Here is an 18,726-nt window from a genome sequence, read left to right on the forward strand (position 1 = left end):
GCGGGGTCAGGACGGCTTGGCCGCGATCAGGACGCGGTCGCCGGTCAGGGAGTCGACCGGTTCGGCCGACACGAACGTGAAGCCGGCGTCCTCCGCGTAGCCGCGGCACTCCGCGACCGTGTACTCGGAGCCGCCGTCGCGCATGATCCCGCAGTTCAGGCTCTGCAGCAGCGGGACGGCGTCGGTGCGCCCGTCGTCGAGCATCGCGTCGTAGACGACCACGATCCCGCCGGGGTTCACGGCTTCGAAGGCCCGCTTCAGCAGCTCGGCGCGGGCGGCCGGCGGCCAGTCGTGCAGGACGTGGCCGATGATCGCGACGTCGGAGGCGGGCGCCGGGTCGGCGAAGAAGTCGCCGGCCTCGAAGCGGACCCGGTCCGAGGTGCCGAGGGCCGCCATGTGCTCGTCGAACAGCGGCTCCACCGCCGGCAGGTCGAACACCGCGCCCTGCAGGTGCGGATGGACCCGCACCAGGTGGGCGGCGACGTTGCCGCGGGCCCCGCCGATGTCGACGAAGGAGGTGCGGTGGGACCAGTCCACGCGGTGGTCCAGCTCGTGGGCGACGAAGCTGTTGAAGGCGTCCATGTGCGCCATCAGCCCCCGCACGTTGTCGAGGTCCTCGAAGTCCTTGCGGAAGTCCCGCTGCACCTTGGCCGGTTCGTTGCGCAGCACGTCGGTCAGCGAGGCCCAGGAGCGGAAGTGCAGCCGGGAGTGCTGGGCGATCGAGCCGCCGAGGTAGCGCGGGCTGCCGGGCACCAGGAACTCGGCGGCCTCCGGGTGGTTGGCGTACCGGCCGTCGTCCCCGCGTTCCAGCAGGCCGAGGGCGGCCAGGGAGTCCAGGAAGTCGGCACCGGGGCGGGGGCGCAGGCCGAGCCGGGCGAAGATCTCCCCGGCCGTGGCCGGCCCCTGCGCGAGCAGCCCGAACAGGTCGAGCTCCACGGCGCTCTGCAGCACCTTCGCCTGGAAGTAGGAGGTGTTCAGCCGCAGCAGCGCGCGCGCCACCGAGGTCGGGCCGGAGGTCTGGGCGAGAAGGGTCATGTCATGCCTTTCCGGTGACGGGAGTGGGAGGGGCTTCCAGGTAGCGGTCGATGACGGTCCGGAAGTAGTCGGGCCCGAAGGCGGGGTGCGCCCCGGCGGGCAGCAGGCGGAGCAGCTTCGCGTTGGAGACGGAGTGGTCGTCCGCGACGTCCACGACCTCCTTCGCGGCGACGGTGCCGAGGCGGTCCTCCAGGTGGGCGATGATCTCCTCGATCGGCACGGCGTGGCCCGAGGCGACGTTCACCACCTCGCGGGAGACGCCCCGGGAAAGCAGGGCGTCGATGACGGCGACCACGTCGAGCACGTGCACCAGGTCGCGCCGCGCGCCGCGGTGCACCCGCACCGAGCCGGAGCGGATCTGCGCGACCAGCGAGGGCAGCAGCTGGTGGCTGCGCTGGGCCCGGCCCACCGTGTAGGCCAGCCGCAGCACCAGGGTGTCGACCCCGGACGCGCGCAGCACGCCCTCCATCGCCAGTTTGTGCCGGCCGTAGGGGGAGTTCGGGAAGACCGGCCGGTCCTCGCGGCTGTGGCGGCTGCCGGCGCCGTACATGCCGCTGGCGCAGGTGGAGAAGTAGACCAGCCGCCGGCCGTTCCGCTCGCAGCGGGCGAGGACCTGGTAGAGCAGCTCGGCCTCGCGGGCGAACTCCGCGTCGGAGGTGCTGTGCCCGCTGGACACGCCGGCCGCGAAGACCACCGTGCCCGGGTGGGCGGCCGCCAGCGGCCGGAGGCTGCCGGCGAGGAAGCCGCGTCCGACGATCTCCATCGTGCTCCTCAGAGGCGTTCGGCGATCAGCACCCGCAGCGGGTTGTGCGGCAGGGTGTACGGCTTGGGCCGGGTGAAGCCGGCCTCGACGACCATGTCCTCGTATGCGGAGACGGGGTGCACCTGTCCCTCGGAGGTCCAGGCGAGCATCAGCGCGGAGAACAGGTGGGGGACCGGGTCGAGGTGCGGTGCGGTGTCGTCGGTGCTGATGGCGATGGCCACCAGCTTGCCGCCGGGCCGCAGGGCGCTCCCGGTCCGGGCGAGCAGTTCGGTCGCGCGGGCGGTCGAGAAGTGGTGCAACACGTTGGCGACCACGGCGATGTCGTACGGGCCGCCGAGCGGGACGTCGAACATGTCGCCGGGGATGAAGTGGGCGCGGTCGCGGACACCGAGCTTCTCGGCGTTGGTCTCGGTGACGGCGAGCACGTTGGGCCAGTCCAGGGACCAGACCTGGGCGCGGGGGTCGCGGGCGGCCAGGGTGTAGCCGTAGAGGCCGTGCCCGCAGGCGACGTCGAGCACCGCGGGGCCGCTCCGGCCGGGCGCCGTGGGTACGGGGAGCACCGTGTCGGCGACGAGGTCGGCGATGGGCCGGGTGTTCAGCGTGCCCAGCGCGGCGAAGTCCTCCCAGAAGGTGTAGGAGGGCGTCTCGGCGTTCTGCTCCATCACGGTGCCGCCGTTGCGGACGGCCTCGCCGAGCCGCTTGATCGCGTCCCACTCGTAGTCGCTGGCGGCGAGCCGGACGGCGTGGCCGTAGTAGTCGGGGTGGGTGCTGACGAGGACGCCGTCGGCGCCGGGGGCGAGCCGGAAGCGGTCACCGTCCGTCTCCAGCAGGCCGATCGCGGCGAGGGCGTTGAGCAGGACGTGCACGGCGCGCGGATCGGCCCCGCACGCGGCGGCGACCGCCCCGGGGGCGGCCGGCCCGTCCGCGAGGGCGTCGAAGACCTTCAGGTCGACGCCGGCCCGCAGCACACCCGTCTTGCGGACCGCGGACATCATGGTGAGCAGTTCCTGCCTGGTGACGGTCGGTACTCGGTCGTCGGTCATCCGGTCTCCCTGGGTGCGGCGGGTGCTGACGGTTCGCCAGAGCATCGTGTGGCCGCGGCCTGGCGATCCGCTTGAGCCGCGGTGGAGGCCGGGGGCGTACGGGAGAGCGCGCTCCTCGTGACGCAGATCACAGGGGAGGGGTCGTGCTGCACTGCGGGTAACCGGGGTGGATGTTCCGGCCGGTACGGATTGCATCAGGGCCAGCGGCTTTGCAGGACCTCCACATTTGTGACCAGGGGTTTGCCTGGGGCGGTTGAACACTCTCCGTGCCCGCACCGTCGTCGATGTCGCGGGGGCGCCCCGCCCGGCCGCGCCAGGGCGGTTGACCAGGGGTTTCGTGGGAATGGCCTTAGGATCGCCGTCCCGCCCCCGGGGTGGTGGCCTCGAAGAACAAAGTTGACATGAACAATTAATCTCATGATACTAGTTTCGTGATAGCACGACGCTGGATCGCCGACAGAGTCCCGGGGGCTGAAATGATCGCGAGTGATCGTCATGAGTGCTTCAAGATTCACGTTCTGGGCGCCCTGAGGCTGCGCACCGCCGACGGGGTCAACATGGTGGACGAACTCACCGCACCCAAACCGCGCAAGATCATCGCCCTGCTCGTCATGCAGGCGAACCGGGTCGTCCCCACCGCGGCGATGGCCCGAGAACTCTGGGGGGACAACCCCCCGGCCAGCGTCCAGACCACCCTGCAGACCTACGTCCTGCAGGTCCGCCGCATGCTCAGCCGGGCCCTCGGCATCTCCGCGGGCGAGGTCGCCCGCAAGGTCCTGGTGACCAAGTTCGGCGGCTACCAACTGATCGTCCGCCACGGCAACATCGACGCCCACGAGTTCGAGCGGTTGCTCGCCGAAGGCCGGCAGGCACTCGCCGACGGCAACGACGAGACGGCCGTCCGGCTGCTCACCGAGGCCCTCGAACTCTGGTGCGGCGCCCCGCTGGTCGACGTCAAGCCCGGCCCGCTGCTCGACGCCGAGATCCGCCGCCTGGAGGAGAACCGCCTGACCGCGCTGATGCAGCGCGTCGACGCCAGGCTCCGGCTCGGCCGGCACCACGAACTCCCCGGCGAACTGGCCTCCCTGGTCGGCCAGTACCCGATGAACGAGAACCTGCACGCCCAGCACATGCTCGCCCTCTACCGGTGCGGACGCTGCCCCGAAGCACTGGAGGTCTTCCGCCGGCTCCGCGACCACATGGTCGGCGAACTCGGACTGGAACCGTCCCTGCGGATCCAGGGCCTGCACCGGGCGATGCTCGCCGCCGACCCCGCCCTGGAACACGGGCCCGACCACGCCGAGGGGAACCTGCTGCTCGACCGGCTCGGCGGGGCACCCGCGGCACCCGGCCCCTGGGCGCCCCGCCTCGCCAGCTGAGGGCTACCCCTCCCGGCGCCAGTGGACGCCGCAGCCGTCGACCGGCACGATCGGCTCCCTGATGCCGTGCCGCTCGCGGAAGTCCGTGACGGCCTGCCGGCACGGCTCGATGTTGTAGTCGTCGACGATCACGAAACCCCCGACCGACAGCTTCGGGTACAGGTGGGTCAGCGCATCCGCGGTGGACTCGTAGAGATCGCCGTCCAGGCGCATCACCGCCAGCGAGTCGATCGGCGCCGAGGGCAGCGTCCGCTCGAACCACCCCTCCAGGAACCGGACCTGCTCGTCGAGCAGCCCGTACCGGGCGAAGTTCTCCGCCACCTCCTCGCGCGTGACCTTCAGCACCCCGTTGATCCGGTGCAGGGACATCTCCCGGTCCAGGGGATGGCTCCCGGAGTGCACCACCGGCACGCCCTCGAACGAATCCGCCACCCAGACGCGGCGGTCCCGCACGCCGTACGCCTCCAGCACGGCCCGCATGAGGATGCAGACACCGCCGCGCCACACCCCCGTCTCGATGAGGTCACCGGGCACCCCGTCCTCCAGCGCCCGGGCGACGCACGACTGGACGTCGTCCAGCCGTTGCAGCCCCACCATCGTGTGCGCGGTCGTGGGCAGGTCCCGCCCCGACGAGCGGAGACCGGCGTCGTAGCCGTCCACGTCGCCGTACCAACCGACCGGCGCGTCCTCGTAGATGACGTTCGCGAGCACCCGCTTCACCAGGTCCAGGTAGAGCTCGCCGCCCTGTGGGATCACGTTTTCCTCCTCGAGTCGACATGCCCCCGACCGACCGACGGGGGCGCCGGTGACCGGGGCAGGAAACCTACGACCGCGCACTCGAACTCCGCTCGAAAGCCGGCGGCGGACCGGCCGGACCGCTTCGAGCACGGCTCGACCGGGCCTGTGGGGGCGGCGGGATACCAAGGGGGAAATGCGTCCCGAACCGCAGAGAGAGGAAACGCCTTGAAGGCACTGGTCCTGGCCGGCGGCATGGGGACCCGGCTGCGCCCGCTCACCCACGCCATGCCCAAACAACTCGTCCCCGTCGTCAACAAACCCGTCCTCTTCCACGGCCTCGAACAGATCCGCCGGGCCGGCGTCACCGAGGCGGCCGTCGTCGTCGGCGACTGGCACCGCGAGATCCGGGAGGCGGTCGGCGACGGCTCCCGCTTCGGCCTGGAGATCACCTGGATCCAGCAGGAGGCCCCCTTCGGTCTGGCGCACTGCGTGCTGCTGGCCCGGGAGTTCCTCGCCGACGACGACTTCGTCATGTACCTCGGCGACAACGTCTTCTCCGACGGCATCACCGCCCTCGCCGACACCTTCCGCCGTACCCGGCCCGCCGCCCAGGTCGCCGTGGTCCGGGTGCCGAACCCCGAGGAGTACGGCATCGTCGACGCCGGCCCGGACGGCCGGGTGACCGCGCTCCGGGAGAAGCCCCGCTCCCCGCGCGGCAACCTCGCGGTGGCCGGCGCCTACTTCTTCTCCCCGCTCGTCCACGACGCCGTCGCCCGCATCCGGCCCAGCCTGCGCGGCGAATGGGAGATCACCGACGCCGTCCAGCTGATGGTCGCCGAAGGCCGCGACGTCCGGGCCGCCGAGATCACCGGCTGGTGGCGGGACACCGGACGGATCGACGACATCCTCGACTGCAACCGGCTGCTGCTCGACCGGGTGGAACCCCACGTCGCCGGCAGCATCGACGAGGCCAGCACCGTGCTCGGCCCGGTCGTGGTCGAATCCGGCGCGCGGATCGTCCGTTCGCACCTGCGCGGCCCCCTGATCGTCGGCGCAGGAACCCTCGTCGAGGACAGCTACATCGGCCCGCACACCTCGATCGGCGAGGACTGCGTCCTCACCGACGCCGGCGTCTCGCACACCATCCTGCTCGACCGGGCGACCGTCACCGACGTCAACGGCATCCACGGATCGGTCATCGGCCGTTCCGCCCGGGTCGGGATCTCCCCGCCGGGCGACGGACGGCACCGGCTCGTCGTCGGCGACCACACCGAACTCCGCGTGCTCGCATGAGGATCCTGGTCACCGGCGGCGCCGGATTCATCGGCTCCCACTACGTGCGCAGCCTGCTCTCCGGGGCCTACCCCGGCTACGCGAGGGCCCACGTCACCGTGGTCGACAAACTCACCTACGCGGGCAACACCGCCAACCTCCCCCTCGACAACCCCCGCCTCACCCTCGTCCGCGCCGACGTCTGCGACCGGCCCACCCTGCTCGACGTCCTGCCCGGACACGACGCGGTGGTGCACTTCGCCGCCGAGTCGCACGTCGACCGCTCCATCGCGGAGGCCTCGGTCTTCGCCCACACCAACGTGGTCGGCACCCAGACCGTCCTGGACGCCTGCCTGGTCACCGGCGTCCCGCGGATGGTCCACGTCTCCACCGACGAGGTGTACGGATCCATCGCCCAGGGGTCGTGGACCGAGGACCGCCCGCTCCTGCCCAACTCGCCCTACGCCGCGTCCAAGGCCGGCGCCGACCTGATGGCCCGCGCCTACTTCCGCACCCACGGCCTCGACGTCTCGGTCACCCGCTGCTCCAACAACTACGGCCCCCACCAGCACCCCGAGAAGGTCATCCCGCGGTTCGTCACCGGCCTGCTCGACGGCGAACGGATCCCGCTCTACGGGGACGGCCTGAACGTCCGCGAGTGGCTGCACGTGGACGACCACTGCCGGGCCGTGCAACTCGTCCTCGAGAAGGGCGAACCGGGAGAGGCGTACAACGTCGGCGGCGTCGAACTCTCCAACGCCGACCTCACCCGCCGGCTGCTCGACCTCTGCGGCGCCTCCTGGGACAGCGTCCGTCCGGTGCCCGACCGCAAGGGGCACGACCGGCGCTACTCCGTCGACGACACCCGCATCCGCACGAGGCTCGGCTTCGAACCGCGCATCCCGCTCGACCGGGGGCTGGCCGACACCGTCCGCTGGTACCGCGAGCACCGGGACTGGTGGCAGCCGGCCCCGCACCCCAGGGAAGGACACCGATGAACAGGCGCGTCGTCATCACCGGCATCGGGCTGGTGGCCCCCGGAGGGACGGGCACCAAGGCCTTCTGGGACCTCATCACCTCCGGCCGGACGGCGACCCGGCCCATCTCCCTCTTCGACGCCGGCGCCTTCCGCTCCCGCGTCGCCGCCGAGTGCGACTTCCACCCCGAACTGCACGGCCTGACCCCGCAGGAGATCCGGCGGATGGACCGGGCCACCCAGTTCGCGGCGGTCGCCACCGACGAGGCGGTCGCCGACGCCGCACTCGCCCACGACCTGGTCGACCCCGACAGACTCGGCGTCACCGTCGGCAGCGCCGTCGGCTGCACCACCAGCCTGGAACGCGAGTACGTCGCCGTCAGCAACGGCGGCCGCGACTGGCTCGTCGACCACGGCTACGCCGTCCCGCACCTCTACGGCCACCTGGTGCCCAGCTCCATGGCCGCCGAGATCGCCCGCCGGGTCGACGCCCGGGGCCCGGCCGCCGTCGTGTCCACCGGCTGCACCTCCGGCCTCGACGCGGTCGCCCACGCCCGCGAACTGATCGCCGAGGGCAGCGCCGACGTCATGGTGACCGGTGCCACCGACGCCCCCATCTCCCCGATCACCCTCGCCTGCTTCGACGCCATCCGCGCCACCACACCCCGCAACGACGACCCCGAACACGCCTCCCGCCCCTTCGACGTCACCCGCAACGGCTTCGTGCTCGGCGAGGGCTCGGCGATGTTCGTCCTCGAGGAGCACGGGCACGCGGTGCGCCGCGGCGCCACGGTCTACGCCGAGATCACCGGCTTCGCCTCCCGCTGCAACGCCTTCCACATGACCGGACTGCGCCCCGACGGCAAGGAGATGGCCGAGGCGATCCGCCGCGCCCTCGCCGAGGCCGGCATCCGCCCCGGCGACGTGGACTACGTCAACGCGCACGGCTCCGGCACCAAACAGAACGACCGGCACGAGACCGCCGCCGTCAAACTGGCCCTCGGCGCCCACGCGTACGAGACGCCCATGAGCTCCATCAAGTCGATGGTCGGCCACTCCCTCGGCGCCATCGGCGCCATCGAGATCGCCGCCTGCGCCCTCGCCCTGAAGCACGGGATCGTCCCGCCCACCGCCAACCTGCACACCCCCGACCCCGAGTGCGACCTCGACTACGTGCCGCTCCACGCCCGGCGCAAGGACCTGCACACCGTCCTCACCGTCGGCAGCGGCTTCGGCGGCTTCCAGAGCGCCATGGTGCTCGCACGGACCGGGGAGCACGCCGCATGACCGCCGCCGTCACCGGCCTCGGCATCCTCGCCCCCAACGGCGTCGGACCGGACGCGTACTGGTCCGCCACCCTGCGCGGCGAGAGCGGCATCGCCCCGCTCACCAGGTTCGACCCGGAGCCCTACCCGTCCCGGCTCGCCGGCGAGATCACCGGCTTCGACCCGGCCGTCCACCTGCCCAACCGGCTGCTCCCGCAGACCGACCCGATCACCCGGCTCTCCCTGGCCGCCGCCGAGTGGGCCCTCGCCGACGCCGCCCTCGACCCCGCCGAACTGCCCGAGTACGGCATCGGCGTCGTCACCGCCAACACCGCCGGCGGCTTCGAGTTCGGCCAGCGCGAACTGCAGAACCTCTGGTCCAAGGGCAGCGCCCACGTCAGCGCCTACCAGTCCTTCGCCTGGTTCTACGCCGTCAACACCGGCCAGATCTCCATCCGGCACGGCATGCGCGGACCCAGCGGCGTCGTCGTCGCCGACGGCGCCGGCGGCCTGGACGCCCTCGCCCAGGCCCGGCGGCTGATCCGCAAGGGCACCCCGGCCGTCGTCAGCGGCGCCGTCGACGGATCGCTCTGCCCCTGGAGCTGGACCGCCCAGCTCACCGGCGGCGCACTGAGCACCCGGGAGGACCCCGCCGACGCCTACCTGCCGTTCGACGACCGGGCCTGCGGCCACGTCCTCGGCGAGGGCGGCGCCATCCTGGTCCTCGAGGACGAACGGGCCGCCCGGGCCCGCGGCGCCCGCATCCACGGCCTCCTCACCGGCTACGGCACCTCCTTCGACGGCCGCACCGGCACCGACCGCGGCGCGGGCCTCGCCCGCGCCGCCCGCCAGGCCCTCGACCAGGCCGGCTGGAAACCCGCCGACGTCGACGTGGTCTTCGCCGACGCGGCCGGCACACCCGCCGCCGACCGCGCCGAGGCGGCCGCCCTGGCCGACCTGTTCGGCCCGCACGGAGTACCGGTCACGGCCCCCAAGACCATGACCGGCCGGCTCGCCGCGGGCAGCGGCCCGCTGGACGTGGCGACCGCCCTGCTCGCCCTGCGCGACGGGGTGATCCCACCGACCGTCAACGTCCGCCCCGCGGCGGAGTACGCGCTCGACCTGGTCACCGCACCGCGCCGGCAGCCGCTGCGCCGAGCCCTCGTGCTCGCCCGCGGGTACGGCGGCTTCAACTCGGCGGTGGCCGTCGAGGCCCGGGAGACCTGAGGCGGGGCCGCCGGGCACGGACCGGACGGCCGGAGGGCGGGCCCCCACCCGTGGATGGGGGCCCGCCCTCCGATCGTCGCGGCCGTGTCGTCCGCCGGGCGCCCGGTCAGTGGCCGTCCCGGGTCACCACCCGGGTGCGGACCCGCCACGCGCCGTCGACCCGCACCAGCACGTCCTCGCAGACGCAGGCGCGGTGCAGCCGCGGGTCGCCGCCGCGCGGCGTCAGGTACACCAGGGCGTAGCAGCGCACCCCGACACCGCCGTCCGGCCGCGCCTCGACGTCCAGCATGCCGTGCCAGTGGCGGTGGGTCTCGCACGCCGCCTCCTGGGCGGCCCGGGCACGGCGGGCACCCTCGGCCAGTTCGGCACGCCCGCGGCTCGGCGCGGGTCGCCCGGGCAACTGGAAGGTGCCGTCCTCCGTGAACGTGGCGGCCCACTCCTCGGCCCGGCCGCTGTCCAGCAGCTGCATGTGCCGGGCGTAGAACTGCTCGATGTCGGCACGCAGCCGCTCCAGCGGCACCGTCGTCGTGTGCACCATCTCGTGGACTCCTCTTCTCTTCCTGACGGGTTGTCGGTGGTCACCCGAGCGCGTTCGAAGGCCCGGGCGCGACCGGGACCTCCGGGACGAACAGTTCGGAGTGCACCCGGGCGGCCGGGTTGCCGAAGGCGATCCGGCCGGTGATCCTGGAGCCGGCCGGGGTGCGCTGCACCAGCGAGGCCAGCCGGGGTCGGACGGCCCGCGCGACCCGGCCCTGCGAGAGCATCGCCCGGGCCTGCAGGGTCTGCATCCGCATCACCTGGTCGATGTCCCGGGCCCGCGGCTCGGCGTAGGCGCGCAGCCGCCCGGCCGACACGTCCCCGGCTCGCACCGCCTCGACCAGCACCGGGTGCAGCAGCGCGGCGTCCTGGAGCGCCAGGTTGATCCCCTGGGCGCCGAGCGGGCTGTGCGTGTGCGCGGCGTCCCCGATCAGCACCAGGCCGTCGCGGACCCACTCCCGGGCCCGGCCGGCGAAGACGTCGAGCAGCGTCAGATCGGTCAGCGCGGTGATCCGCTCCCGCACCGGGTCGGCGTACTCGGGCACCGCCCGGCAGATCTCGTCCTTCACGAACTGCAGCCCGCGGTGCGCCAGTTCGGCATACCCCCGGTGCGGCAGGGTCCAGCCGAGCTGCACCGTGTCCGGGTGGGACGGGTACGCCAGCACCGGCCGCCCGCCGTCGCGGAACACCCGGACCGCCCGGCCCGGCGCCCCGGAACCGGGCAGCTTGAACCAGAGCACGTCGAAGTCGAACACGTCGTCCCGGTCGGCGGGGATCCCCGCCAGCCGGCGCACCTTGGAGAAGCGGCCGTCCGCGCCCACCGTCGCCGCGGCCCGGACGGTGTGCCGCCCGCCCCGCCCGTCGGCCACCGCGCCGCGCACCGCCCCGCCCTCCCGGACCAGCTCCGTCGCCCGGCACCCCGCCAGCAGTCGGAATCCGTCGAACTCCCGGCAGGAGGAGAGAAGTTCGGCCAGCACATGCTGCTGCGGGATGCTCAGCAGCCGGCCGTGGGGGCCGGGCAGCCGGGTGTAGTCGATGTCGAGCAGCGGCCTGCCCCGCTCCACCAGCTGGAACCGGTCCAGGCGGTGCCCGCCGCGGGCCTCCGCGGCGGCGAGCACCCCCAACTGGTCGAGCAGCGCCAGCCCGCCCGGTTGGAGGATCTCCCCCCGGTACTCGCGGTCGAGCGAGGAGGAGCGCTCCACCACCGTCACCCGCAGGCCGGACCGGAGCAGCAGCAGGGCGAGCGCCAGACCGGCGGGTCCGCCGCCGACCACGCAGACGTCCGCGGTCGTCTCGGAAGGCGCGTCGGAAGGCACATCGGAAGGTGCGGTCGTCACGAGGGCTCCTCGGGAAGTCGGGTCCGGGCGAGACAGGCGTCGATCACCCGGCGGTAGTAGTGCGGGCCGAACCCCATCCGGGCCGCGGCCGGCACCAGCCGCCGCAGCCGCTCGGTGCAGACCGGGTCCTCCGGCGGCACCTCGACGACCTGCCGCTCGGCGGTGACCCCCAGCCGGAGCTCGATGTGCCCGACGATGTCCTCCACCGGGACGGACCAGCCGGAGGCCAGGTTCACCACCCCGCACGGCACCCGGACGGCCAGCAGCGCGTCGATCAGCGCCACCGCGTGCCCCACGTCGATCAGGTCGCGCCGCGCCCCGCGGTGCACCCGCACCCGGCCGCACCGGACCTGCCCCACCAGGGACGGCAGGAACTGGTGGGGGCGCTGCGCCCGCCCCACGGGGTACGCCAGGCGCAGGATCACGTGGTCCGCCCCCGAACCGCGGATCACCTCCTCCATGGCCAACTTGTGCCGCCCGTACGGCGAGGCGGGGCGCACCGGCCCGTCCTCCCGGCACGGGCGCTGCTGCACGCCGTACAGGCCGGCCGAGGAGGTGGAGAAGTAGACCAGCCGCCGTCCGCCGCGCAGGCAGCCCGCGAGGACGTCGTACAGCAGGTCGGCCTCGTGGGCGAAGCCGGCGTCCGCATGGCTGGTGCCGCTGGACACGCCCGCGGCGAAGACCACGGTGTCGGGGTGGCGGGCCGTCAGGGGCCGGAGGCTCTGGGCGAGGAAGCCGCGGCCGACGATCTGCATCGAGAGCTCCTATCCGGCGGGGGAGGCCGTGACGGCGGCCCGGCGGATCCGTTCCAGCAGGTCCGCCTGGCGGAGGATGCGGTCGCCGTGGTCGGCGAAGCCGCGGCCGGAGAGGGCGGTTCGGGCGAAGGCGTCCACGATGTTGGCGAAGTGGTCGTCGGCCGGGAGCAGCAACTCCTCGGTGCCCTCTCGGCGTTCGATCCGGACCACCGGCCGGTGGTCCGGCGGCGGGGTGAACGCCCGGTCGAGGGTGATCGTCCCCTCGCTCCCGGTCAGGCCGTAGCGGCAGCGGTAGTGGTGCTCCATGCCGAAGGACAGCACGGCCGTCAGCCGCGGCGAGGCGAGCAGCGCGGAGCCGGCGGTGTCCACCCCGGTCGCGGGGTCGTACTGCAGCACCGCTCCGGCCACCTCCAGGCCGGGGCCGCAGAAGAGCTGCGCTGCGCGGACCGGGTAGGCGCCGAGGTCGAGCAGCGCGCCGCCGCCCAGCTCGGGGCGGTGGCGGATGTCGCCCGCGGGGAGCGGTGGGACGGTGAACTCGGCCGAGAACGAGCGCGGTTCGCCGATCCGCCCGGACTCCACCAGGTCCCGTACCCGGCGGTGGGCGCTGTGGTGGAGGAACATGAAGCTCTCCATCAGCAGCAGCCCGCGCCGGCGGCTGAGGTCGACGGCCTCCCGGGCCGGGGCCGCAGCGGTGGTGAGCGGCTTCTCGGCCAGCACGTGCTTCCCGGCCTCCAGCGCCCGGACGATCCACTCCGCGCGCAGCCCCGCGGGCAGCGGGACGTAGACGGCGTCCACGTCCGGGCGGTCGAGCAGCGCCCGGTAGCCGGTGACCGGTTCGGTGCCGAACTCGGCGGCGAACTCCCCGGCCCGTTCGCCGGAGCGGCTGGCCACCGCCGCGACCCGGGTCAACGGGCAGGCCGTCAGTGCGGGCAGCATCTTGCGCCGGGCGATGGACGCGCACCCGAGCACCCCCACGTTCAGGCGTTCCACGGGCCCCCCAGGTCCTCCCGGCCCTGCAGCGACCCGAGACAGGCGACCAGGGTGCGGGCCTCCACCGTGAAGTGGTTGCCGAACTGGATGAACCGCCGGACCTGATCGGCCGTCACCCAGCAGTAGCGGTCCGGGAGCTCCTCCGGGAAGTCGTCGCCGGCCGCCACGATCAGGTACCGGTTGGCGCGCCGGTGGAAGCGGCCGCCCTCCTCGGAGAGGACCGCCGAGTACAGCACCCGTTCCGGCGGCGCGGCCAGCACCCGGTCCAGGAACGGCGGGGGCTCCGGCAGGTCGGAGAACCCGTCCGAGACGCACTGCACCGTCGGCGCCATCTCGACCGCGTCGAAGGTGCCAGGCTGCGACAGGCCCTGGAGCAGCAGCTGCGGCCCGCCCGCAGAGCGGCGCACGACCAGGGCTGCCAGCCCCGGTCGTTCCGCGGCCAGCAGCGGCTGCGTCCAGCGGGTCACCTCGCGGTTGCCGGCGACCACCGACACGGCGACGACGCGCTGGTGGCGCCCCCGGACGTGCGCGATCTCGGTGTCCGTCCGCCGCCACTCGGCCACCCGGTCCAGCGGCACCAGCCCGACCTCGCGGCCGTGCCGGGCCTTCAGCTCGGCGAGCCAGCTGAGGACCTCGGTGTCGGAGTGCGGTCCTCCGGCGTCCGCGTCCCCGGCCGGCGGCAGCGGCAGTGAGGACAGCACGGTCCGGGCGTCCATGTTGACCAGGTTGTCGACCGCGAGCAGCCGGTGGATCTGGCCCAGCGTCAGCCAGCGGTGGTCCGGCCCCGCCTCGACGTCGCCGGTGACCTCGACCACCAGGTTCCGGTTGCGCTTGCGCAGGAAGCTGTCGCCCTGCTCGGACTGCAGCACGTCGGTCAGCACGGTGCCGCGTTCCGCGGCCAGGAAGTACTCGACGTACGGGGTGGGCCGGCCCCGGTGCACGCGGGTGTAGTTGCTGCGGGTCGCCTGGACGGTCGGGCCGAGCTGGACCGTGCCGATGTTCCCCGGCTCCGTCTTGGCCTGCATCAGGAAGTGCAGGACGCCGCCGAACTCCTTGGCCAGGATGCCGAGGACACCGGTCTCCGGCTGGCAGATGATCGGCTGCGACCAGGTCCGCCCGTCCTCCTCCCGGACCTCCAGGCCCCGGATCGAGAAGAACCGGCCCGTCTCGTGCACCAGGTCGCCGGTCCCGGGCACGGTGTGCCACTTCTCCAACCGGTCGAACGGGATCCGCTCGACCTCGAAGGTGCCGGCCCGCCGCCGGTCGGCCAGCCAGCCGGACACCTCCTCCACCCCGTCGACGGCTGCCGCCGAACGGGCCAGCCGGGCGGCGTGGTCGGCCGACGGGGTACGGGCGGACCGGGCCGCCGTCCTGGTGTCTGCTGCGCGGGCCATCGCGGTTCCTTCCGGGTGCCGGTGCGGAGGGCCCACCGTCCCGCGGCCGCATTGAGACGGGCTCGAAGCGGGATGGAGCGGCGCTCCACGCCGATTCGAGCGGCGCTCCGGCGCGGGCGGCGAGTCTCGAGGGCGTACTGCCTCCATCACGACCCGAGGAGCGAACGACCATGATCACCGAAGCCGACCTGAAGAGGATCATGCGCGAGGGGGCCGGCCAGGCCGAGGGGATCGACCTCGACGGCGACATCGCCGACGTGCTCTTCAGCGACCTGGGCTACGACTCGCTCGCCCTCCTGGAGACGGTCAGCCGGATCGAGCGCGAATACGACGTCCGCGTCCCGGAGGACGCCCTCAGCACCGCCCGGACCCCCGGTGAGTTCCTCGCCCTGGTGAACCGGGCCGCGGCCGAGGCGGCCTGACGTGACCCGCTGGGAGAACAGGACCGCCCTGATCGCCGGGGGCACCCGGGGGACCGGCCTGGCCGTCGCCCACGAACTCGCCGCCCGGGGCTGCCACGTCTACCTCAACCACGCCCACGACGACACGGCGGCCGAGGAGGCCCTCGCGGCCCTCGCCGGACTGCCCGGCCCCGCCACCGTCCTCAAGGCCGACGTCACCCGGCCCGACACCCTGCCGCGCCTGCTGCGGCGCATCCGCGGGGAACGCGGCCGCCTCGACGTCTTCGTCCACAGTGCGGCCTCCTTCCACCCGATGGACGCCGCCCGGCCGGACGCCGACCTGCTCCGGCGCGACCTCACCACCGCCCTCGCCCCCCTGGTCCTGGGCATCCGCCCCCTGGTCGACGCCATGGCCGGCGGACCGGGCCGGATCGTCGCCGTCTCCAGCAACGGAGCCCGCCGTGTGGTGCCGCGCTACGTCGCGGCCGGTGTGGCGAAGGCCGCCCTGGAGGCGCAGATCCGCTACCTGGCCGTCGAGCTGGCACCGCTCGGCATCACCGTCAACGCGGTCGCCGCCGCCAAGCTCGACAAGGGCCCGGGCACCGCGGACGCCGCCGCCGTCCGCGTCCTGGCGGAGCGCACCCCCGCCGGCCGCCTCACCACCCCGGCGGACCTCGCCCGGGCGGTGGCCCTGCTCTGCAGCGACGAGGCCGCCTGGATCCACGGCCAGGTCGTCACCGCCGACGGTGGCCTGAGCCTGCGCGCCTGAGGCCCCTGCCGCCCGTTCCCCTTCCCCCGGCAGACCGTACGGCTGCCGCCCCCCGAACACCGAGGAGACCCGTGCGCATCATCGACCTCTCCACCCCGATCGACGCGGCGGGCTGGGAGCCGGAACCGGTCGAGCACCGCATCATGTCCGCCGCCGACGGCGCCAAGCACATGAGCGCGGAAATGCTCGAGCACTTCGGCCTGGAATTCGACCCGTCCGTCCTGCCGGACGGCGAACTGCTCACCATCGACACCCTCACCCTCACCACCCACACCGGCACCCACATCGACGCCCCCTCCCACTACGGCTCCACAGCCCGCTACGGCGACGGCCGTCCCCGCCACGTCGACGAACTCCCACTGGAGTGGTTCCACGGCCCCGGCGTCGTCCTCGACATCGGCACCGCCGAGCCCGGCGCGGTCGACGCCGCCCACCTGCGCCGCGAACTGGACCGCATCGGGCACCGCCTGGCGCCCGGCGACATCGTGCTGCTGCGCACCGGCGCGTCCCGGCTCGCCGGCACCCCCGAGTACTTCAGCCGCTTCACCGGGCTCGACGGCTCCGCCACCCACTTCCTGCTCGACCAGGGCGTCCGGGTCATCGGCACCGACGCGTTCAGCCTCGACGCCCCCTTCCGGACCATGATCGAGAAGTACCGGGAGACGGGCGACCGCAGCTGCCTCTGGCCGGCCCACTTCGTCGGCCGGGAGCGCGAGTACTGCCAGATCGAACGCCTCGCCCACCTGGAGGACCTGCCCGCCCCGACCGGCTTCACCGTCAGCTGCTTCCCCGTCAAGATCACCGGCGCCGGCGCCGGCTGGACCCGCGCCGTGGCCGTCCTCCCGGCCTGAGGGGACGGCGCCCGGTCCGGCCGGGTGGCGCGTCCGGCCCCCGTGCCGCCCGCTCCGCGACCGGGGCGGCTGCGGATCCCGCAGGTCGGACGTTGCGCGGCCGGCCGGTCACCCCTTATCGTCACACCGACGTTAACGACGAAGGGGAACCCGTGTCCGTCGCCGACACCCTCAGCGGGCTGCTCGCACCACTGAACCACCAGCTCTTCCTGCTCGGCCGGGACGCCGTCACCACGGCCGAACTGCTGGGCTTCGCCACCGGGGCCGTCTGCGTCTGGCTGTGCGTCAGGGCCAGCTCCTGGAACTTCCCGGTCGGTATCGCCAACAACCTGTTCTTCTTCGCCCTGTTCTGGAGCGCCCGGCTCTACGCGGACGCCGCGCTGCAGATCGTCTTCCTGCTGCTGGCCGCGCACGGCTGGTACCGCTGGCTGCGCGGCGGCGAACACCGCACCGGCCGCCCGATGGGCCACGCCTCGCCGGCCACGCTCCTGGTGCTCGGGGTGCTGCTCGTCCCGGCGACCTGGGCACTCACCCTGCTGCTCACCCGGGTGCACGACAGCGCGCCGTTCTGGGACGCCCTGACCACCGTGCTGTCACTGGCCGCACAGTGGCTGCTGAACGCCAAGCAGCTGGAGACCTGGTACTTCTGGATCGCCGCCGACCTGGTCTACATCCCGCTGTACGCGGCCAGGGGCCTGGTGCTGACCGCCGTGGTGTACGTGCTCTTCCTCGCCCTGTGCGGCATCGGGCTGCGCGGCTGGCACCGCGAACTGGCCGCCCGCCCGCTCGCCGCCCCGGTGGGGGTGCCGGCATGAGCGCCCGCGCCGCCGCCCGCGACCGCACGCCCGCCGAGGACGACGCGCCGGCCGCCGCCGACCGGTTCGCGCACGGCCTGGTGATCGGCAAGTTCTACCCGCCGCACGCCGGCCACCACTTCCTGATCCGCTCGGCCGCGGACGCCTGCGAGCGGGTCACCGTGGTCGTCATGGCGGCCGCCCGCGAGTCGATACCCCTGGCCGACCGGGTCGCCTGGATCCGGGAGCACTGGGCCGCCGAGCCGCAGGTGGCCGTGGTCGGGATCGCGGACGACCTGCCGGTCGACTACGACAGCGCGGAGATCTGGGCCGGCCACGTGGCCCTGATGCGCGAGGCCGTGGCCGCGGCACCGCCCGCCCCACCGGTCGACGCGGTGTTCAGCTCGGAGCCGTACGGCACGGAGCTCGCCCACCGCTTCGACGCGGCGCCCGTGCTGCTGGACGTGCCGCGGGACACCTTCGCCGTCTCGGGCACCGCGGTGCGCGCCGACCCGGTCGCGCACTGGGACGACCTGGAGCCGCCGGTGCGGGCCTGGTTCGCCCGGCGGGTGGTGGTGGTCGGTGCGGAGTCCACCGGCACCACCACGCTCTCCCGGGACCTCGCCGCGGCGCTGCGCGCCCGCGGCGGCCCGCACGCGCCGACCCGCTGGGTGCCTGAGTACGGCAGGGAGCTGACGGCCGCGAAGCTCGCCGTCGCCCGCGGCCGGGCCGACCCGGGCGGCCCGGTGCCGACCGTCTTCGACCTGGAGTGGACCGACGCCGACTTCGAGCTGGTCGGCCGCCGCCAGAACGAGGCCGAGGAGCGCGCCGCCCGGGCCGGCGGGCCGGTGCTGGTCTGCGACACCGACACCCTGGCCACCACCGTCTGGCAGGAGCGCTACCGCGGCCGGGCCACCGAGCCGGTCCGCCGTCTCGCCGACCGGCTCCCGCCGCGCGCGCTGTACCTGCTCACCTCGGACGAGGGTGTGGACTTCGACGACGACGGGCTGCGGGACGGCGAGCACCTGCGGCCGTGGATGACCGGACGCTTCCGCGAGGTGCTCGCCGTGGCCGGCGTGCCGTGGCTGGAACTGCGGGGCGACCGCGCCGAGCGGCTGCGGCAGGCCCTGGACGCCGTCGACGCCCTGCTCGCCGCGGGCTGGGCGCTGGCCGACCCGCCGGGCTGAGCCGGCCCCGGGG

The 18,726-nt window shown here is 73.7% G+C and carries 19 protein-coding genes; 10 read left to right on the top strand and 9 right to left on the bottom strand.

Annotated elements, in window-relative coordinates; all coding sequences use genetic code 11:
* Positions 1 to 6 precede the first annotated feature (6 nt).
* The 3 genes from ACQ614_RS36340 to ACQ614_RS36350 are packed head-to-tail and all read right to left on the bottom strand — an operon-like array spanning position 7 to position 2,841.
* Complete coding sequence (locus tag ACQ614_RS36340; RefSeq protein WP_431683384.1) at positions 7 to 1,035, bottom strand: methyltransferase; 1,029 nt, start codon at positions 1,033 to 1,035, stop codon at positions 7 to 9.
* A gap of 1 nt (position 1,036) precedes the next feature.
* Entirely contained in the window at positions 1,037 to 1,798 is a 762-nt protein-coding gene (locus ACQ614_RS36345) for an NAD-dependent epimerase/dehydratase family protein (RefSeq protein WP_431683385.1), read from the bottom strand.
* Positions 1,799 to 1,806: 8 nt separating this feature from the next.
* Positions 1,807 to 2,841 (bottom strand): methyltransferase, encoded by a 1,035-nt coding sequence (locus tag ACQ614_RS36350; RefSeq protein ID WP_431683386.1) that lies wholly within the window; start codon positions 2,839 to 2,841, stop codon positions 1,807 to 1,809.
* Between the two features lie 476 nt (positions 2,842 to 3,317).
* Between ACQ614_RS36350 and ACQ614_RS36355 the strand changes: the two genes are divergently transcribed.
* A complete protein-coding gene (locus tag ACQ614_RS36355; RefSeq protein WP_363494089.1) occupies positions 3,318 to 4,220 on the top strand; it encodes an AfsR/SARP family transcriptional regulator in 903 nt (300 codons plus the stop codon).
* A gap of 3 nt (positions 4,221 to 4,223) precedes the next feature.
* Here ACQ614_RS36355 and ACQ614_RS36360 read toward each other — a convergent pair whose 3' ends face one another.
* Positions 4,224 to 4,976: a TylF/MycF/NovP-related O-methyltransferase gene (locus ACQ614_RS36360; protein ID WP_431683387.1), complete on the bottom strand. Its 753-nt coding sequence runs from the start codon at positions 4,974 to 4,976 to the stop codon at positions 4,224 to 4,226.
* A gap of 207 nt (positions 4,977 to 5,183) precedes the next feature.
* On the opposite strand from ACQ614_RS36360, the gene ACQ614_RS36365 reads away from it, so the two are divergent.
* From ACQ614_RS36365 to ACQ614_RS36380, 4 genes are read left to right on the top strand one after another with little or no spacing between them, the layout of a single operon-like run.
* Positions 5,184 to 6,251, top strand: coding sequence for a glucose-1-phosphate thymidylyltransferase (locus tag ACQ614_RS36365; protein WP_431683388.1), 1,068 nt, complete (start codon positions 5,184 to 5,186; stop codon positions 6,249 to 6,251).
* Entirely contained in the window at positions 6,248 to 7,228 is a 981-nt protein-coding gene (rfbB, locus tag ACQ614_RS36370; protein ID WP_431683389.1) for a dTDP-glucose 4,6-dehydratase, read from the top strand. The genes ACQ614_RS36365 and rfbB overlap by 4 nt, the downstream gene beginning before the upstream one ends.
* A complete protein-coding gene (locus ACQ614_RS36375; protein WP_431683390.1) occupies positions 7,225 to 8,493 on the top strand; it encodes a beta-ketoacyl-[acyl-carrier-protein] synthase family protein in 1,269 nt (422 codons plus the stop codon). Before rfbB ends, ACQ614_RS36375 begins: the two co-directional genes overlap by 4 nt.
* Positions 8,490 to 9,698: a ketosynthase chain-length factor gene (locus ACQ614_RS36380; protein ID WP_431683391.1), complete on the top strand. Its 1,209-nt coding sequence runs from the start codon at positions 8,490 to 8,492 to the stop codon at positions 9,696 to 9,698. The genes ACQ614_RS36375 and ACQ614_RS36380 overlap by 4 nt, the downstream gene beginning before the upstream one ends.
* Before the next feature lie 106 nt (positions 9,699 to 9,804).
* On the opposite strand, the gene ACQ614_RS36385 is transcribed toward ACQ614_RS36380, so the two are convergent.
* The 5 genes from ACQ614_RS36385 to ACQ614_RS36405 are packed head-to-tail and all read right to left on the bottom strand — an operon-like array spanning position 9,805 to position 14,711.
* Positions 9,805 to 10,236 carry a nuclear transport factor 2 family protein gene (locus ACQ614_RS36385; protein WP_431683392.1) on the bottom strand — a complete coding sequence of 144 codons (432 nt, stop codon included), beginning with the start codon at positions 10,234 to 10,236 and terminating at the stop codon, positions 9,805 to 9,807.
* 40 nt (positions 10,237 to 10,276) lie between these two features.
* Positions 10,277 to 11,572 (bottom strand): FAD-dependent oxidoreductase, encoded by a 1,296-nt coding sequence (locus ACQ614_RS36390; protein ID WP_431683393.1) that lies wholly within the window; start codon positions 11,570 to 11,572, stop codon positions 10,277 to 10,279.
* Positions 11,569 to 12,327, bottom strand: a complete 759-nt coding sequence (locus ACQ614_RS36395; RefSeq protein WP_431683394.1) for an NAD-dependent epimerase/dehydratase family protein — start codon at positions 12,325 to 12,327, stop codon at positions 11,569 to 11,571. Before ACQ614_RS36395 ends, ACQ614_RS36390 begins: the two co-directional genes overlap by 4 nt.
* 9 nt (positions 12,328 to 12,336) lie before the next feature.
* Positions 12,337 to 13,317: a Gfo/Idh/MocA family protein gene (locus ACQ614_RS36400; RefSeq protein WP_363494071.1), complete on the bottom strand. Its 981-nt coding sequence runs from the start codon at positions 13,315 to 13,317 to the stop codon at positions 12,337 to 12,339.
* Positions 13,305 to 14,711, bottom strand: a complete 1,407-nt coding sequence (locus ACQ614_RS36405; RefSeq protein WP_431683395.1) for an NDP-hexose 2,3-dehydratase family protein — start codon at positions 14,709 to 14,711, stop codon at positions 13,305 to 13,307. Before ACQ614_RS36405 ends, ACQ614_RS36400 begins: the two co-directional genes overlap by 13 nt.
* A 170-nt stretch (positions 14,712 to 14,881) precedes the next feature.
* Here ACQ614_RS36405 and ACQ614_RS36410 point away from each other — a divergent pair, with 170 nt between their 5' ends.
* The 5 genes from ACQ614_RS36410 to ACQ614_RS36430 all read left to right on the top strand — a co-directional run bounded on the left by ACQ614_RS36410 (position 14,882) and on the right by ACQ614_RS36430 (position 18,713).
* A complete protein-coding gene (locus ACQ614_RS36410; protein WP_363494067.1) occupies positions 14,882 to 15,133 on the top strand; it encodes an acyl carrier protein in 252 nt (83 codons plus the stop codon).
* Between the two features lies 1 nt (position 15,134).
* Entirely contained in the window at positions 15,135 to 15,881 is a 747-nt protein-coding gene (locus ACQ614_RS36415) for an SDR family oxidoreductase (protein ID WP_431683396.1), read from the top strand.
* Between the two features lie 71 nt (positions 15,882 to 15,952).
* Positions 15,953 to 16,732, top strand: a complete 780-nt coding sequence (locus tag ACQ614_RS36420) for a cyclase family protein (protein ID WP_431683397.1) — start codon at positions 15,953 to 15,955, stop codon at positions 16,730 to 16,732.
* Between the two features lie 152 nt (positions 16,733 to 16,884).
* Positions 16,885 to 17,547 carry a nicotinamide riboside transporter PnuC gene (gene pnuC, locus ACQ614_RS36425; protein ID WP_431683398.1) on the top strand — a complete coding sequence of 221 codons (663 nt, stop codon included), beginning with the start codon at positions 16,885 to 16,887 and terminating at the stop codon, positions 17,545 to 17,547.
* A complete protein-coding gene (locus ACQ614_RS36430) occupies positions 17,544 to 18,713 on the top strand; it encodes an AAA family ATPase (protein ID WP_431683399.1) in 1,170 nt (389 codons plus the stop codon). The genes pnuC and ACQ614_RS36430 overlap by 4 nt, the downstream gene beginning before the upstream one ends.
* The last annotated feature ends 13 nt before the right edge of the window (positions 18,714 to 18,726 follow it).

This window comes from Kitasatospora dryopteridis, assembly GCF_050749075.1.
Taxonomy (GTDB): domain Bacteria; phylum Actinomycetota; class Actinomycetes; order Streptomycetales; family Streptomycetaceae; genus Kitasatospora.